Raw genomic sequence first — 18,985 nt, 5'->3', positions numbered from 1 at the left:
AGTTCGCGAGCCGCACGCCGTTCGCGGTGACGATGGCGTAGTAGACGCCGCCGTTCACGAGGCCCGGGATGACCGCGCCGGTGGTGCGGTAGACGACCTGCATGCCGGTCACGAGCCAGCTCGGCGGGTTGGTGAGGTACACCGTGCCTCCGACCGTGGTCGGGGTGGCGGTGGCCGGTGTGACGACCGGGTAGGCGATCGTGCGGCCGTTCACGATCGATCCGGCGTCGGTCGTGAGGGTGACGTCGGCGCAGGTCGCGGCCGCGGTCGCCCAGCAGGTCGTCACGGTGCCGACGCGGAGGTCGCCGCTCGTCTCGGTGATGCGGATGACGCCGGGTGCCTGCGCGTTGAGCACGCCGTTGCGCGCGGTCGACGAGTCGACCTCGAGGAAGTTGGTGTCCGAGCCGATCGTGCCCGTGCCGCTCAGCCCCGCGGTGAGGGTGATGTTCACTGCCGAGATCTCGGCTGTCGGCGTCGCCTGCGAGGTGCCGTTCACCGGCGGCATCGGCGCGCCGCGCGGAGCATCGACGATCGCGTACGGCGCGTACAGCGTCACGTCGCTGTTCGTGGAGACGATCGTCCCGACGCGGAAGTCGCGGTTGGGGCCCGCGGCGATCGTGCTCGTGGAGTAGGCGAGGAAGGTTGTCGCATCCGGAAGCACGTCGGGGTCGATCACGAGGTGGTCGGCGGTGCCGTTCACGACCGACTCGGTCAGGGTGATGAAGCCGTTCGTGTCGACGTTGACGTTGCCGTTCTGGTGCACCTGCACGAGGCCCAGCACGTTGATGACGGTGTCGCTCGCGGTGTCCCCGGCTGCCCGCACGGCGATGCTGCCGTTCGCCGCCAGAGAGCCGGCATCCAGCTCGGTGAAGGAGTAGGTGCTCGCGACCGCGTGCGGGCTGGAGCCGAAGGCGCCGACCGAGAAGTTGCACGGGTACGTCGTGCCGGTGCAGAAGTAGTCCGGGTGGAAGAACTGGTAGTAGGTCGTCGAGAGACCGGTGTCCTTCTGGTCCTCGACGTAGACACCCGGCACGGCGCCCGTGCCGACGCCGTAGAGCGTCGGGCGCAGCAGCACGTTCAGGTCGCCGCCGGCGACGAGGTGGCCGATCGAGATGACGTACGGGAGGCCGGTGACGGCGGGATCGGCGATCGACGGGTCGCGCAGCCACGTGAGCAGGTCGAGGGATGCCTCGCCCGACGCGTAGACCTTGAGCGAGAGGTCGTGACCCGCGTACTGGATCATGTCGATCGGCAGCTGTGCGATGCTGCCCGCCGTGACATCCAGGTTCAGGATGTTGGTCACGATGAGGGTGCAGTGCGCTCCGGCCGCGCACGGGTCGGTACGGACCGTGCCCGCCAGCAGGTCGCCGCCCGTGACGAGGACGTCCGTCTCGCCGATGGGGTTGTTGATCGTGCCGCCGAGGGTCACGCTCGCCAGCGAGTCGATGACCACGAGGCTGGGGGTGACATCCTGCGTGATCGCGAACAGCACCGAGATGCTCGAGTCGTTCGCCGTCGCCAGCGTCACGCGCGGCTGGCTCGTCGACGAGACGACGTCGACGTCCTGCACCGTCATCGCCTGCGACGACTCATTGATGAGCGTCACCTTGCTGAAGTTCTGCTTGTAGTGGAACGTGCCCCACCAGTGGCCGCCGATGCACGCGTGGCCCGTCGAGCCGACGCACGCGCCGCCGGTGATCGTGCCGTAGTTCGCGGTCATGTAGATGTCGCCCATGGCGCCGTTGCGGATGTCGCCGACGGTGAAGGGCGCCGTGTAGTGCGTGCCGATCAGCGGGTTGGCGACGCCGTTCACGGTGACGTTCACTGCGTGGACGACGTAGCCGTCCTTGTCGACGACCAGATAGGGGTCGGGCCCGGCATTGACCACGACGTCGGAGAACCATGAGATGTCACGCTTCTCGTCGTTGCTGTTGTCGATCGTCGCCGGATCCTCGGACTGCACGTACAGCACCAGGGCACCGTCGCCGTTGCTGACCAGCGGCGAGGCCGGTGCGTTCGCCGATTCGTTGACGCCCGGCACGAGCCGCGCTCCGGCGTAGATCGTGACACCCTCGTGGCCGGCGACCATGTTGTGCGGGTGCACCTCGCTGGTCGGGTTGCCGCTGCCCCCACCGATGAAGCAGTAGCACGCGGCGGTCGAGGAGTTGTCGATCGTCTCGTTGCCGTGCCAGGCACGGAGGTCCACGCCGTAGCGGCCGGTGACGGTACCCGTATCGGAGCTCGTGCCGTCGAGCAGCACGGTGTCGTTCGAGTAGACCTTGACGGTGCCGTTGGCGGTGGCTCCGCCGATGAACGCGCCCATCGTCGCGCGCGAGCTCAACTGCTGTGCGCCTGTCGAGTTGGCGAGCACCCGCACGGTGTCGCCACGGACCGTGCCGCTGGCGCCCACCCCGGCCGCGGTGTTCTCGGTGACGGTCGTGGTGACGTTCGCGGTGTATGCGCCGATGAAGCCGCCGCCAGAGCTGTGGCCGTGGGCGTTCGTCTGCGTGCTGCTGGTGGCCGCGATGAGGACGTTGCCGCCCGCGACGATGGAGGCACCGGATCCGGCGACCTGCACGCTGCCGGAGTCGCCGCTGATCGTCGTCGACGGCGGGGTGCCGACCACGGCAAGGTTGTCGACAGTCTCTGTAAGGGTCGAGTTGACCACGCCGACCGCGATGAAACCGCCCGACCCGTTGTCGGTGGCGACGCCGTCGTTCGTGACCGCGGTGCTCGTGACCGCGACATCCTTCCCCGCGGTGAGGCTGCCGGCGACCCACGCGTGCACTTCCTGCGTGTCGGTCAGCGTCGCGGTCGGCACCTTGACCGACACGACACCACCGCCGCCGCCGGCTGCGGATGCCGTCGACGCTCCGTCGCCCGGAGGCGGCGAGAGCTGCCGCAGAGACACGAGCGAGTCGTTCGAGTGGTCGCTCGGGTTGTAGATGCTGTCTGCCGCATAGAGCGAGTACGTGCCGGCGCTCACTGTGCCCAGGGGGAGGTGGAGGTTCTCGGACCCGCAGGCCGAGGCGCAGGCGGTGAGGGCGAGACCGGCGGCGAAGAACTGGTGCGCGCCGAAGACGTCGGTCACCTGGCTGGTGCCGGCTCCCCCGGTCGACGTCGCCGTCGTCGTGAACCCGACCGGGTTGCCGCCGGCATCCGTGAGCGTGAAGCCGTTCGCGTCACGCGTCGCCACCGTGTAGGTGTACCCGCTCGTGAGCCCCCCGATCGCCACGGGTACGATCTGGTGCTCTCCACCACTCGGCCGCGTGATGTGGATCGGCTTGACCGGATCGGTCGTCGTGCAGTTGGTACCGCAGCTGTACGTGTGCGAGAAGGCGTCGTACTCGGTGGCGGCGAGCTGGATCGCGTGGTTGTTGAGCCGGATGACGTAGTAGGTGGTGCCGTTGCTGAGGCCGCCGATCGTGACGCCACCCGCCTTGGTGCGGTAGACGACCGCCTCCCCCGTCTGCAGGCCGGAGTCGGTGGTGCCGTCGCCCACGATGATGTCGTACTGGGTGGCGTCCTCGTTCTTGCACGCGTTCTGATCGGACGACGAGCACGACGGGCTGACGTTCACGACAGGGGCTTCGAACGAGATCGGCGACGGCGCGAGGTAGGTGAGGCGATCCCCGACGCCGAACGTGTTCGCCGCCTTGATGGTGGTGCTGTTGATGTTCGCGCCGTTGCTGGGATCGATCGTGACGGACAGCGGGTTCTTCGCGGCCGACGAAGTCGCATAGAGCTCGATCGTGTACGCGTCGATGACGCGGACGAAATACGTCTGCCCGCGGTTGATCCCGTCGATGGATCCAGAGCCGGCGATGAGCACGGGGTCTCCGGTGAGGAAGTTGTGTGCCGTCGAGAACCGGATCATCGCGCGGTGCGGATCCACGCCCGAGACGCCGGTGAGGTCGAAGGCGTCCACCTGACCTGTGAGGAACGCGTCGCCGAACTGCAGGTGGTCGCCGTCGACGCCGATGACCGTGTAGATGCGACCGTCGGCGAGTCCGCTGATCGAGTTGCCGAGGTACAGCACGCTGTCGCCGGTCTGCAGTCCGTGGCCGGGGAAGTACAGCGTGTCCGCGTTGCTGTCCACGTTGGCCACGCAGACCGTCGTGTGGTTCGTCGTCACGTCGTGGCATCCGTTGGTGACGCCGGGCAGCGTCCCGTAGGTGTCGAGGAACTGCGTGCCCGACGCGGCGCTCCGCTCCTCGGCGTCGACCGTCGCCGATCCCAGCGTGTCCACCGTCACGCCCGACGCGAGCCAGGCCAGCACTGTCGGGCTCGTCGTGGTGGTGGCGCTGGCCGCGCCGACGTCGACGACGCCGCCGCCGTAGCTCTTCGCGGTCGCATCCGCCTCGGCCGCATTCGAGATCGCCTCGACCGTCAGATCGCCGGTGAGCCACGCGCCCGCGGCGAGGGATGCCTTCACCGTGGGCGACACCGTCGCCTTCGTGATCGCGATGCCCACCGCGGCGAATCCGCCGTTGCCGGTCACGGTGAGCGCGCTCACGTTCGACGTGTCGTGCGCCTTGACGGCGAGGGAGCCGATGCGGTGAGCGCTGCTGCCGATCGTGGCACCGGACTCCACGCTCGCCTGGGTCGTGCCGCTGGTCTCGCCCGTGGCGGTCATCCCAGATGCGCCGACCGCGCCGCCGGTGCCGCCGGTCGCTGTCGGGGTGACGGCGCGGGTGCCTGTCGCGGTCACCGATACGTTCGTCGGGCTCGTGATCGAGGCGGTGGAGCCGAGGGATGCCGTCACGTCGCCGTCGGCGCTCGCGTCCGCGATCGCCGCGCCGACCCCGATGATGCCGATGGAGACGAGCAGCACGTCCGCACCGGCCGTGTCGCTGCCGGATGCTGCGACGGACAGGCTCGCCGCGCTCGTGAGGCCACCGGTGAAGGATGCCGTGACCCCGCCGTCACTCGCAGCCGTGGCCAGCAGTGCCGCGATCGAGATGCCTCCGCCGGCTCCTCCGTGCGCGCTGGCCTTGGCGGTGTTGATGCCCGTTGCCGAGATCTTCACGGCACCGGTAGCCGCGAGCGCATAGCCACCTCCGCCGACGCTCGCGGTGACGAGCGCGTCGCTGCCGATGTTCGCGACGGCATGCGCGCCGGAACCGGCGAAGATGCCGACCGCCACCGGTGTCGTGGTCGAGGTGGCGGCGTTCGTGCCGTTCGCCGTGACGGTGAGGCTCGCACCGCCGGTGACGCTGCCCGCCAGAAGCACGGAGACCGACCCGTCGACATCGGCCTCGGGCAGCGCCACGCCGATGGCCACGGCGCCGCCGCTTCCGGCGTTGGAGTCGGCGGTCGCGGTGTTGCTCCCTGTCGCGCCGAACGAGATGTCACCGGTGACTCCGATCGACGACCCGCTTCCGGCGCCGGCGCTCACCACGGAGTCGCTCGTGATCTTCGCGGTCGCTCCCGCGCCCGCGCCCGAGAACGTGCCGATGGATGCGACATCCGTCGTCGCGCTCGCCCGGTTGTCGCCCGTCGCGGAGACCGTGAGGCTGCTGCCCGCGGTGATCGTGCCGTTCATCTCGGCGTCCGTGCCGCCGGCGTTCTCGGCGTAGGCCAGCATGACCGAGACCGAGCCGATGACTCCGCCGGACCCACCATCCGACTCCGCCGTCACATCGTTGTGGCCCACGGTGAAGGTGCCCGTGGAATTTAGCGTGCCCTGCTGCGCCGTGACCTGGATCGCGCCCGCGACGGCGATGTTCGCGTCGGGTCCGATGCTCGCGGTGATGTCGGCGTCAGAGCCGATGTAGGCGAGGGCTGAGGCTCCGGCACCGCCTGCGAGGGACACCGACACCACCACCGCTGTCGCCTTGGCGGTGTTCTGCCCCGTCGCCTGGACGGTCAGGGCGCTCGCCTGGGTGCCGGTCGACGGCAGGGTGCCGTCGAACAGCGCCGTGACCGCGCCGTCGACGTGCGCGATCGGCACCATGACCGCGACGGCGAACGCCGCTCCCGCGCCTCCGGGAGCGCTCGAGGTGGCCGAGTTGACCGCTGTCGCGAGCACCGAGACGGCGCCGCTCGTGTTCACGGAGCCCGCCGTCACCTGAGCGACGGTGTCGCGGCCCGATCCGGCGTACGCGACCGTGATGCCCACAGCTGCGAGGCCGCCGATGGCGACATTCACGGTGCGGACGGAGACCGAATGCGATCCGGTAGCCGTGACCGTCAGGCCACTGCTGCCGAGGGATCCGGAGACCGCCGCGGAGGCCTGGGTCTTGCCGGTCAGGATCGCGACGCCGACCGCCGCACCGACGCCGAGACCGACGCCGCCCTGGACCGAGTAGACCTGGACGTCCACCGGAGTGGTGTCGTCGGCGGTCACGGTCAGCCCGCTGACGTCGCTGGTGCTCGTGACGCAGCCGCAGGTTCCGAGGGTCGTCGGGTCGCCCACCGTCGCGGTCGTGTCGCCGCTGACGACCACGACCCCGACCGATGCGCCGATGGCACCGCCGCCGATGCCGACGTTGATCTGCAGCGCCTCCACGGACCTGCCCGCGTGCGCCGTGACCGACGCCCCACTACCGGCTTTGACGAATGCCGCGCCGGCATCCACGTGCGCATTCTGGCTGGAGCTGTCCGTGATGACGACCACCAGGGCTCCGATTGTCACGGCCCCCGCCGCCGCGGCGATGCCGATGCCGAGTGTGGAGGCATCCATTCCCGCGCTGACGGCGATCTTCCCACCCGCCGAGAGGCTGCCGTACTGGCCGACTCCGGCGTTCGTCGGCGACTGGACGTTCAGCACCAGAATGCTCGCGCCCAGCGCGCCGAGCCCGCCCGACAGCGTGCCGGCCACCGCAACGATCGACAGCTGGTCGTGTGCGACGACCAGGATGTCGCCGCCCGCCACGACGGTGCCGCCGACGTACGCCGAGGTGCCCGCCGGGACCGCGGTCGAGCCGAGGGTTCCCGCGACGGTTCCCGCGGCGGGCGTCGCTCCGGCGAGCCCGGACTGAGCGGCTGTCGTGCCGGTCGACTGGTAGCCGCCGACCACGCCGGTGCTCGCATCCACCTGGCTCCAGTCGCCCTTCGTGGGGTCCATGTTCGTGTTGGCGACGCGTGCCTGGTAGTAGGCGCCATCGGAGGCCTTGACGACATCGCCGACGACGTACGCCGTACCGGCGTTCCACGTCGTGATCACGGGGGCGGGATCCATCGAAGCGGGGTCGACGCGCATCCAGTCACCGGCCGTCGGGTCGACGCCCGTCGACGCCTTCCGCGCGACGTACGACTTGCCGTCCGAGCCCTTCACGAGGTCGTTGGCGGCGTAGGACGTCGCAGCCGACCACGAGCCGCGGTCGACGGTGTGGCTGCCGTCCAAAGCACTGCCGTACTGGCTGCTGGAGGCCACCTGGTCGCTCTGCCCGCCGGTGTCACCACCGCCGGAGTGCAGTGCATCCTGGGCCTGCTGCACGACCCAGTGCGCGCTGTCGGTGTCGGGGCTCGCGGCCGAAGGGCCGACCGCCGCGATCGCGGCGTAGCGGTACGCGCCGAAGTCGACCATGTCGCCCTGTGCGTACGCCTTGGTGGAGTCCCAGGTGCCGCGGTAGCTGCCGAGGCCGCTGACGACCGCCCACTTCCCGCCCACGCTCGGCGCGGTCCCCGCGCCGACCGAGTCGGTGAGGCTCCAGCGCAGGTTCTGGTACGTGACCTGGTCGCCCACCTGGTAGGTCGTCGCGGCCGAGTAGGCGCCGCGATCCGGACCGGGCGATCCGGCGTACATCGCCGATGGCGCGGTGCCGAGGGTCCACACAGCGACGGACACGGCGATGCCCACCGCCCCGACGCCGACGCTGATGGCGAACACCATGACGTGCTGGCGGGAGAGGGCTGCGGCCTTCAGATCGCCCCGCGCGTCGACGGTCGCGTGGTCGCCGATGCCGGCGGTGACGGTCGTGTTGGCGACCCCGACGTCGACGCCGCCCGCCGCCCCGACGAGGCCGACGCCCGCGCCTCCGGCGATCGTGAGCGCCTGGAAGTCGTCGGTCGCGGCCACGGTCACGCCCTGGGTCGATCCGGCGCCGGCGGCGGCGTTCGCGATCGTGTTCAGCTGCGAGTACTCGCCGACAGTGGCGGTGGTCGTCGTTGTGAACAGGCGCACCCCGAACGCACCTGCGGCACCCACGATGCCGCCGCCCAGCGAGGCGGCGAGTCCGAAGACCGACTCGGTGGAGTCGGACTGCACCAGGATCCCGTGGAAGCCGGTCGTGGTGCCGAATCCGGTGTCGGTGTACGTGGCGTCGTCGACGGGGATCGGCGCGGCTGCGCCCGCCGCGAGTGCATCGGCCGTGTTGGAGGTGCCGAGGTAGGCCTCGGTGTCCTTGGTGATGATCGCGACGCCGACGGATGCGCCCACCCCGGCGTAGACCCCGACGGCCAGAGCCGCGGCGACCGAGATGAGGCTGGTGCGGTCGGATGCCGCGACGATCAGGTTGTTGTGCGCGAACAGCGTCACGTGGTCGGCGGTGCCGGCATGCGTCGTGTTCTTCAGCACGGTGACGTCGGCGACGCCGGCGACGCCGACCTGGCCCGCCGCACCCGCCGCGGCGACCGAGACGACGCTGTCACTGGTGTTCGCCGCGATCGTGAGGTCGCCGCCGTGCGCCTTCAGGGTGCTGGAGCTGCCGACGGTCGCCTCCGTGTCGAGCGTGACGAACCGCAGCGTGACGGCCACCGCGATGGCGGCATCGCCGGCGCCCGCGACGCTGGCGTCGATGCCGAGCTGGTGGAACGACTCCGCAGCGACGAGGCCGAGGTCTCCCGCGGACGTGATCGTCGCATTCGCGCCGACCGTGGCCTTCGTGGTGGCGTTGAGAACCCCGGCGGTGCCGGTGACGCCGACGGCGACCGATCCGCTCACCGAGGCCGAGACGCCGATGGCGGAGATGTCGTCGATGCTCGTCGCCGTGATGGCGACGCCGTGGAACGTCGAGGTGGAGGCCGACGTCGTGGCGGGGTTCTCGGCGGAGGCGGGGCCGGAGGGCCGCTCGCCCTGCCGCACGATGCTGTGCGACGTGCCGGAGGCTCCGCCGCTGAGGGCGATCACGACGCTGTTCGTCGCGTCATCCTTCGTGCGTGCGAGCTCGATCCGCTGGGTGCCGGTGTACGGACCGGCGCCGAGGACGATGACGTAGTACGTCTGACCGTCGGCGAGACCGCCGATCGGGGCTCCGCCGCCGGAGCTGTAGACCACGGCGTCGCCGGTGGCGAAGGTGGTCTGGTAGGGGAGGGTGATGACGTTGCCTGCGACATCCCAGCCCGGGTTGAACCGGGGGGCGCTGTCTGCGGGAACGGTGGGCTGGCTGGTGGGGACGAGTCGCTGCGACTCGCCATAGGCGCTCGTGGAGTCCAGGGCGCCGAGGTGGACGATGTCGCCGTTCAGCTGTGCCGGCGGGGGGTTCGCCGCCGTCAGGAGCTGCACGCAGAAGGCTGTCGCGCTGCATCCGCTCGGTGCGAGGTGGATGTAGTACGCCTGGCCCTGGGTGAGTCCGGCGATGGATGCGCCCCCGCCGTTGTCGTAGATGACACGGTCGCCCTCGCGGTACACGGAGTGGAGCGTCTCGGGCAGCGCGATGACGTCGCCGCCGGGAAGGCTACCGCGGCGCGGGTCGAATCGGTAGTCAGGGGCGGTCGTCGTGAAGCCGCCGCTGTTCACCGTGGCTGCGCCGCCGCCGCAGTACGCCGTCAGCGCGTCGTGGTCGCCGACCGAGGCCTGCACGGTCTTGGTGACGACCGGCACCGCGACCGCCGCGCCGATGGAGGCGCTGCCGCTGATCGCGATGTTGCCGGCGATGACGAAAACGTGGAGCGCATCGTTAGCCGAGATCACGATGTTGTTGCCGGCCGTGACCGTCGCGTACGGCCCGACGGTCGCCTTCACGGTGATGTTCATGACCGAGACTCCGGCGTTGAGGGCGATCGCCACGTCACCGCCGACCGAGCCGCCGGCCGAGATCGAGGTGAGGTCCTCGCTCGAGTCCGCCGTGACCTTCGCGTCGCCGACGGTGGCGGTGATGGTGGTCGGGAGCGCCTGCGTCGAGTTCACGACGGCCTCGGTGTCCTTGCTGATGACCTCGGTGTCGACGCCTACGCCGACGCCCGCGGTGCCGCCGATGGCCACGGAGCCCGCGACCGCCAGGATCGTGGTGTGGTCGGAGGCCGTGATCGCGGCGTCCTGGTTCCCGCTGACGCTCGAACCTGCACCCACGGTGGCCGTCGTCGTGTCGCTGAGCACGTCCACGATGACCGACCCCGCGATGCCGGCCTCGCCGCCCGCTCCGCCGCCGAAGGCCACGAGGTTCAGGCGGCCGACCTGGTGCGCGTCGATCGCGACGGAGCCGCCGGTCGAGGTGAGGGTGTCGCCGGAGCCGACGGATGCCTCCACCGCGCTGCTGCGCACGAGCACCGACACCGACACCCCGACGCCGGCCTCGCCGCCGACGGCGACGCTGCCCGCGTAGAGGCCGATGGGATCGGTCGCGCTGTTGCCGGTCGCCTGAACGGTGAGGTCGCCGCCGCTCGTCACCGAGCTGTTGTCGCCGATCGACGCGTAGGCACCCGTTCCGCTTCCCGCGTTGACGACGAAGACGAGGAACGATCCGGCGCCGCCGACCTCGCTGGATGCGCCGCCCGATGCCGCGACCGCGAGCACGGGGTCGGTCATCCCCGCCGTGATCTTCGCCGTCCCGCCCGTTGTGGCGGTGACGCCCTGGCCGACCGCGGCCCTCACGGTCTGGTCGGTGACGCTGACGATGACCGCGGCGCCGATGCCCGCATCCCCGCTCGTCGCGCCGATACCCCCCGCGACGTTCGTCTGGCTGATGTCGTCGCTGGCAGCCACCGTGAGCGTCTGGCCGGCGCCGCCGATCGTGTACGGCGCGTCCTGGTTGATGAGGGTGCCGTCACCGATCCTCGCCGACGCGGTGCGCAGCCAGACGTCGACGATGAACGACCCGCCGATCGCCGCGTCGCCGGTGCCTGCGCCGCCCGCGACCGCGACGGACGTCACGATGGGTGCGGACACGGTCGTCCCGGGGTCCGGCGAGGGAATCAGCGAGATGCCCGGGATGCCTGCGAGCCCGGTGAGCAGCATCGATCCCATGAGCGAGAAGTCGATGCCGAGCGGCGCGACGCTCGACGTGGCGCTCACCGTGATCGCACCGCTCGCGTCCAGGGTCGTCGGGTCGGCGAGGCTGGAGTCGATGAGGGCGATCGTGGTGATCGGGGTCAGCACGTTCACCGCGAGCGCCCCGCCGACGGCCACCCCGCCCTGGGCGAGCGCAGCCGCCACCGCGAGGTTCTGCAGCCCCATCGGGTCCGTGGCGACGACGTCGATGCCGCCCCCGGTCGCGGTCAGCGCGCTGCCGGCTCCGACCGACGCCGTGACGACGTACGACACCACGTTGAGGCCGATGGATGCGCCGACCTGCGGGTCCGACCTGCCGCCGGCGGCGGCGAAGCCCCATGCGATGACCGTGTTCTGCTCTGATACGCCCTGGTCGTCGAGCGGCGTGCCCGCGGACACCGTGATCGAGGCGCCGGTGACCTCCACTCCCGTGCCGAGGCTCGCGGTGTCGGTGACGTTCGCGTAGTTGAAGCCGACGGCCGCGCCGACGTTCGTCTTGGCCTGGTCGGAGAGGGCGATGCCCATCGCACGGGCGGCGACGGTCGTCAGCACCGGAGCCGTGACCTCGACCGCGCGCTCGGCGTCGATGCGGACATCGTCCGCCACGGTCGCCGTGGTGTCCGCCTGCAGCCAGACGACCGCGATGGCAGCTGCGACTCCGACGCCGCCGCCCGACTTGCCCGACTTCTCGCCCGCCTTCGCATTGCCCTGGCTCGCCGAGGCGTCGGCCTTCGGCACGCTGTCGGCCCCCTTGCCGCCGGCGTTGGGGTCGCCGGAGACCGCGCCGGACGTGGTCTGGTCGGCGGTCTCGCCGCCGTCCTTCTCGGACTTGGACCCGACGGCGCTCGCGTTGGCGATGGCCTGCGCATCGAGCGTCGCGGCCGCGTTCACGGTGACGGCGTCGGCCTTCACGTCGCGCCCGAGCCGGGCGGTCGTGGAGAAGCCGATGATGATCGGCAGCGCGACGGCGGCGCCCACTCCGACATTCTCCGCGATGACGTTGGCGTTCGCCCCGGTGGCGGACGCGTCCACGGTGTGCGTGACGCTCACGGCGACCTCGCCCGTCACGTTCACGGCGGTCGCGGACGTGCCGAGGATCGCGGAGGCGGTGTCTCCCGAGTCGACGACGAGCGCGAGTGCCGGGGCGATCCCGGTCCCACCCTTCACGCCGGCCTCGGCGAGTGTGGTGAGGACGCGCTCCGAGCCGGCCTCGACGGACACCGATTCGCCCGCCGTCACCGGAACGCCGTCGGCGATCTCGGCGAGGGTCGTGGTCGGGGTGAGTACCTGGATGGCCACGGATGCGCCGATCCCGGTGCCGGAGCCCTTGGCGTCCTGGCCGGTGATCTTGGTCGACAGGTCGCACGGCAGGTTCAGGAACTTCGCGCATGTCTTGAATCCGGCGCGGGCGGATGCCTCGGCTGTCGCATCCTGCGCGAACTCGGCCTTCACCAGGACCGCGCCGGCGCCCGCGTCGACGCTCGCGCCGGTCGGCACGGTGGCCTCCGTGTCGGCCGAGACGATGTTGATCGCGAGCGCCCCCGCGATGCCGAGCTTCTCGGCGTTGCTCGCACCCGCCTTGGCGACCGCCTCGACGGCGTGCATGGTGTCCGGGGCGCCCCCCGTTTCGCTCTCCAGCTCCGCCATCGTGGCCTCGACGTCGAGGCCCTTCGAGGCGATCGCGGATGCGCCGGTGGTGGCGATGTTGACGATCGTGACCGCGTTGACGGCGACGCCGGCGCCGATGCCGTCGGTGACCTTGGCCGCAGTCTGGCCGTTGCCCTCCGCCTTCACGTCGGTGTTCGCACTGCTCGCGAGCGTGACGACGCCTGTCTTGCTCGTGATGTTCAGGTGGTCGGCGAACCAGGCCTTCGAGGTCGTGTCGACGACGTTGATCGAGACCGCGCCGGCGACCGAGATCGAGGTGCCGTCGCTGTCACCCGCCTTCGGAGTCTCCTTCGTCGAGGACTTGCCGCCGAGTGCGGTGGAGAACCCGTTGCCCGATCCGAGCAGATTGGTCGCGACCATGTTGATGCCGCCGGTCGAGGTGCTCGGGGCACCCGGAGCGGCGGCATCCGTCGTCGTCTCGGTGACCGACGTGCCCGTCGCGCGCAGCGTGATGCCGCCATCGGCCGTGATGTCGCGGGAGATGCTCGCCTCGACGTCGTCGGAGAGCACGGCGAGCGCGACCGCCAGCGCGACGCCGATCGACTCGCCGTCCACGTCGCCGCTGCCCTCGCTCACCGCCTTCGCATGCTGCGTCGCCTCGAGGGTGACGTCGCCGGACACATCGAGCGCAGCTCCCGTGCCGATCGACGCCGTCGTGGAGAGGTTCGCGATGACGAGCGCGACCGACGGCGAGATCGCCTTGCTGCCGGCCGCGCCGCTCACGGCCTTCGTGTCGGCGCCGTTGCCGCTCTCCGCGACGACGTCGAGGTTCTTGCCGCCGGTCAGCGTCACACCGTCGCCGATGCCCGCCTGTGTCGTGACGTTGTCGATCGTGAGGGCGAACGAGGCGCCGATGCCCATCTTCGGCGGCTCGTCGGTGTTGGTCCCCAGGCAGATGTCACCGCTGTTCAAGGTCTGCGCGACGAGGTAGTGCGCATCGCCGGTGGCCTTCGTCGGGTCGAGCACCATGGCGTCGCCGAGGAACGCTGCCGCACAGGTCGAGGCGAGCTGGATGTATCCGGGCTTGACGACGATCGCGTAGTAGATGCGGTTGTCGACGAGCGTCGTCGGGCAGACGCCGCTCAGGCACAGCGGGTCGTCGACGATGCCGATCGGGTCCTTGCCACCGGTGTGGTAGACCACGGCCTGACCGGTCTGCAGGTTGCCGTCGATGAGCGCGTAGGCGAGCACGATAGTGGTCAGGGCCGTCGCGGTGGGGTCCGAGGGGTCGGCGATGATGACGCCGTCGCCGTTCGGGTCGAACGCGTCGCGGAACGGCGTCGCGCTCGTGAGCGCATCCGTGTCGTTCGCCGCCTTGAGGCTGACATCCTCGGCACCCGCGTCGACCGTCGTCGCTCCCGCCAGCAGCCGCGCGCTCGTCGCGCTCGCGACGATGATGTTGAGTGCGACGGAGCCGTTGATCGTGGCCGACGATCCACCGGAGGCCGCCGAGACCGCCTCGGCGCTGGCGGTGTTGACGCAATCGACCCCGACCGTCTCGCAGTCCTCGCCGCCGACCGGCGTCATCGTCGCGGACAGCGTCAGTCCGTCCGCCGTGATGTGTGAGCCTCCCGCGACATCCGCGGTGTTCGAGATCGTGATGGCATTGATCGCGACCGCCGCGCCGATGACCGCCGTCGCGCTCTTCGGACCCGCCTCGCCGTCGTCGTAGGCCGTGACGTCGGTGTTGCCGCTCGACGCGAGGGTCAGCGATCCACCCGTGACGGTGATCGTGAGGCCGGTCGGCAGGCTCGTGTCGCTGATCGAGGTGACCAGCTGGAACGACACCGCGGCCGCGAGGTTGATCGACGCCGAGCTGCCGGTCGAGTCCGGGGCCTTGGCCGCCGGGGTGCTCGAGTCCTTGCCCCCCTTCGTGCCGTTCCCGCCCGCGAGGGTCGAGCCCATGCCGAGGAGCTTGTCGCCGGCATCGTTGACCGAGCTGAACGGCGAGGTGTTGCTGTCGGGTGCACCCGCGGTGCCCGCCCACGTGGAGGCGTCCGTGGCAGACGTCCCGATCGCATGGAACCCGACATCCGCACCGGCGCTGAGACTGCGGGCGGTGGTCGCGTGCACCTCGTGGTTGACGTCGTTGACGACGATCGAGATGCCGATCCCGGCGCTGGAGCCACCCGTCGTGTCGCCGCTTGCGCCGCTGGAGACCGCCGCGTTCTGCGTCGCGGTCGCATCCAGTCCGCCGCCGAGGGTGAGAAGGGAGCCCGTCCCGATCGTCGCGTTCGTCGCGACGTTCGAGATCGCGACGGACACGACCGGCGTGAGCGCGAGGTTCGTGCCGGCCGACGCGGACTTCGACTCGAGCGTCATCGCGTTGTCGGTGCTCGCAGAGAGGCGGAGCCCGCGCGCCCCGGTCAGTGCCGCGCCGTCTCCGACCGTGGCCGACCCGGTGTCGTTCACGATGTTGACCGACACTCCGGCGCCGACGCCCGTCGAGTCGCTCGGGGTCTGCTGGAGCTGCAGGAAATGCCAGTCCCCCGCGGCGACGCTGCCGTCGAGCGGGAGCACCTCGTCCGAGGTCCACGTCGGGAACAGGAGGCTGGCGGAGATGAGCTGCACCGTCATGTGGCCGCTGCCGTCGATGGTGCACGGGTGGAAGATCGGGGCGCCGCAGTACACGTAATACGTGCCGAGCGAGACGAGACCGCCGATCGAGCTGCCCCCGCCGTTGTTGTAGACGACCTTGTCGCCGGTCATCGCGGGGAGCAGTGTCGCTCCGCCGTTCGTGTGCAGGAGCGGCAGAGACAGGGTGATGGCGTTGTCGTGCACGGCCGCGCCGGTGAAGTAGTTGCCCACGGGAACGGCCTTGGTCGTCGACTCGGTGGTGTGCTCGCTGACGAGGCTGACGTCGGGGGTTCCGCTGAGCGTGAGGACGGCGTTCGGGTCGATCGCTGCCGAGTGCACGATCGTCGGGATGTTCAGCGCGAACGAGCCCTGGAAGCTACCGCCGGTGCCGGAATGGAAGACGTTGGCCGCGGTGCCTGCGCCCGCCTCCGCCTTCGTGTCGAAGGTCTCGGCGGATGCCGGCGCCTCGATGGTCACGCCCTTTGCGGTCAAGCTCACCGCGCCGCCGACGTGCGCGGTGGTCGTGATCTTGGCGATGTCGATCGCAACGGCGACGCCGATGCCGGTGGCCGTGCGCAGCACGGAGTGGGCGTCGGCCGTGGTCGGTGCCGTGGTGTCGCCGGCGGCATGCACCGTGATGGTGCCGGTGCCGTCGCATACGGCCCCGGTTCCCACGCACAGACCGAAGGATCCGGTCGCGGGCGCGATGTAGGCCTCCGTGTTCGTCGTCATCTTCGTGACGGCGAGGGCACCCGCGGCATCGAGCGGGCTCAGCGCGGTGACCGCGCCGCCGAGGAATTGTGCCGGAGTGATCGGGTGGCCGCTGCCGTCGGTGTTCGACGTGGCGCCGTCGGGACTCGCGGCCGCCGTGGTCGTGACGGTGTTGCCGGTATCCGCGTTGACAGCGACGCTCTTCGCCGTGTTGCCCGTGGAGTGCGCGTCGATGTACGCCTGTGTGGTCTCGTCGAGGGTGGCCAGGGCGATCCCCGCGCCGACTCCGACCTGCATCGCGCTGCCGGTCGTGGTGAGCTTGGTGCCCGCGGTGCTCGCACTGATCGACACGTCGCCCGCCGCGGTGAACGACGTCGTCCCGGTCAGATACGCCTGGGCCGTCGTCGTCACATCGAGCTGGGAGATCCCGCCGACGGCGTGCACGTCTGTGGCGCCGGAGGTCGCATCCACGGTCGAAGTCGCGGAGATCGTGACGTTCCCCGAAGACGTGATCGTGGCGTTGTTCACGGCGACGACAGCGCTCGAGTTCACCGAGACGACGTTGACCTGGCCGGATGACGTCGGTGATGACGTGGAGGTCGCGGCCAGCGTGATGTCGCCGCCGATGAGCGTCGCGCCGCTGACCGTGATCGATGTCGTGGGCGTGGCGCTCGTGCTGTCGTCGGAGGCGACGGCCTCGAAGTCGATCGCCGCTGCTCCGGTGTTCACCGTGACGCCGCTGACCGTGATGGATTCGGCCTTGATGTCGAACTCCATGCCGATCACGGTGACGTTGCTGCTGAAGCTCACCGTGTCGAGTCCGGCGCCTCCGTCGAGGACGATCTTGGTCCCCGGGGTGACGGTGAACGACACGGACTCCATCGTCGGTGCGCTCACCGTGACGGTGCTGCCGCTCTGACTGATGGTGATGGCGTCGTTGCCGGAGGTGCCCGTGATGTTGACGACCGAGCCGACGCTCGTCAGCGTGATCGGGGCCAGCCCGTCGTAGCGGATGGAGACGCCGTCCAGGATGACGGTTCCCGCGTGCCGGTCGACCGCGAGGTCGGCGAACGTCTGTCCGCCCGCGACGACCAGCGTCCCGAGGCCGCCGCCGTCGAGGGAGGTCACCGAGCCGCCCTTGCGGACGGTGAAGGTCTCGCTCGTCCCGGTCGCGCCGACGAGGTGGGCGAATCCGTCGTACGCGACGCCGTTCACGGTGCCGCTGTTGACACCGGTCAGCGTCCACGCCGTCGTGCCGTTCGGCCCGGCGAGCGTACCGCCGGCGCTGCGCACGCTCAGCGTGAGGGGCGAGCCGGCGAGCGACGCGTCCAGCGTGAGGGAGTCGGATGCGCTACCGCCGACGACGACCGCCGCGGTCAGGCCGGTGACGGCGATGCCGTCGACCGCGCCCGCAGCGGTGACCAGTTCGAGCTGACCGGTGGTCGCGTCGTAGCGGAGGGTTCCCGTGAGGGTGCCGGATGCCGTGTAGGTCGCGGTCGTGCCGGAGACCGACCATGCGGTCGCGGGGGCCGGGGTCGTGGCGGATGCCGGGTCGCTCGATGCGGGCGCCGTGGTCGTCGGGTCGGTGGTCGTCGACGGCGTCGGGTCCGTCGTGGCGGGCGCCGTCGTCGTGTCGGAAGCAGAGGTCGGGTCGGTGCTCGTCGTCGGCGCGGGCGTCGGGTCGGTGGTCGTCGACGGCGTCGGGTCCGTCGTCGACGTGCCCGTCGTCGTGCTCGGGTCCGTCGTCGTGCTTGGGTCCGTCGTCGTGCTCGGGGCCGGCGCATCCGTCGTCGTCGTCGTGGTGGGTGCAGGCGCCGGGGCGGGTGCGGGGGCCGGCGCAGGGATCAACGAGCCGTCGACCGCGTACGTCTGGCCGGCCGCGAGCGTCGGCGCCATCACGGTGCCCGCCGTGTGGTCGAGACCGAGGACGTGCCCGAGCTCGTGGCGGACGGCGGTCAGGAGGTCGAGGTGCTGCGAGGGGCTGTCGGACGGGAAGTCCACCGACCAGCCCCATCCGCCGGCATCCGCGTCGAGGACGATCGTCGCTCCGCTCTCGGAGCCGATCTGCGGAGCGCTGAGCGTGCCCACCGAGGCCGAGACCTTCGAGAAGTCCGCCGTCGGGTCGGCGCCCTGCCACTCCTGCTCGGCCTGCGCGACAGCCGCCGCGAGCTGCGCGGCGGTGAGTTCGTTGCCCGGGGCGACCGGTGTCGCCGGGGCGGACGCTTCGTCGAGGGGGTTCGTGGTGCCGGTGCTCGGGTCGGTCGTACTCGTCCCGGTGCTCGGCGTGGTCGATCCGGTGCCGGGATCCGTCGTCCCCGTGCTCGGCGTGGTCGATCCGGTGCCGGGATCCGTCGTCCCCGTGCTCGGCGTGGTCGATCCGGTGCCGGGATCCGTCGTGCCGGTCCCCGTGCCCGTGCCGGTGGAGGGCGTTCCGATCGTCACCGTCTGGCCGGTCGATCCGGACGTCGTGGTGGTCGTGGTGCCGTTGGTCGTCGTCGTGGTCGTCGTCGTGCCGCCGGTCGTGGTCGTCACGGGGCACGAGACCGACTTGGCGTTGATGATCACGCCGGCGCCGAAGTTGCAGTTGCTCGCGCTCGGGGAGGGCGTCGGCGATGCGGGCGGCGCCGGAACGACGACCACCGGCACGTGCGATGTGACCCGGATGCGGCTGGATGCGCCGGGAACCGCGCCGACCGGCTGCTGGATGGTGACGACCTTGGGCTGCGCGACCGGTGCCGCCGTGCGCGCGACCGTCCGGAACAGGGGGGCGAAGGGGTTGCCCGTCAGCGTGTAGCGCGGTGCGGTCGGTGCTGCGGGGGCGACCGGCGTGGCGGCGTCCGCGGACGCGGCCGAACCGCCGATCAGGGCGACGGCCAT

General features: G+C 70.8%; 1 protein-coding gene (only partly in view). It reads right to left on the bottom strand.

Annotation, left to right across the window (positions count from 1 at the left end; translation table 11 throughout):
• Window positions 1–18,985, bottom strand: partial view of a Calx-beta domain-containing protein gene (locus tag SM116_RS03545; protein WP_320943088.1) — the 5' portion only. Its footprint begins 14,051 nt before the window's first position; 18,985 of the gene's 33,036 nt are visible here — the first part of the coding sequence; its start codon is at window positions 18,983–18,985; its stop codon lies beyond the left edge, outside the window.

The organism is Microbacterium rhizosphaerae (assembly GCF_034120055.1).
In the GTDB taxonomy this organism is placed as follows: domain Bacteria; phylum Actinomycetota; class Actinomycetes; order Actinomycetales; family Microbacteriaceae; genus Microbacterium; species Microbacterium rhizosphaerae.
This window is presented reverse-complemented; position numbering and strand designations above follow the sequence as displayed.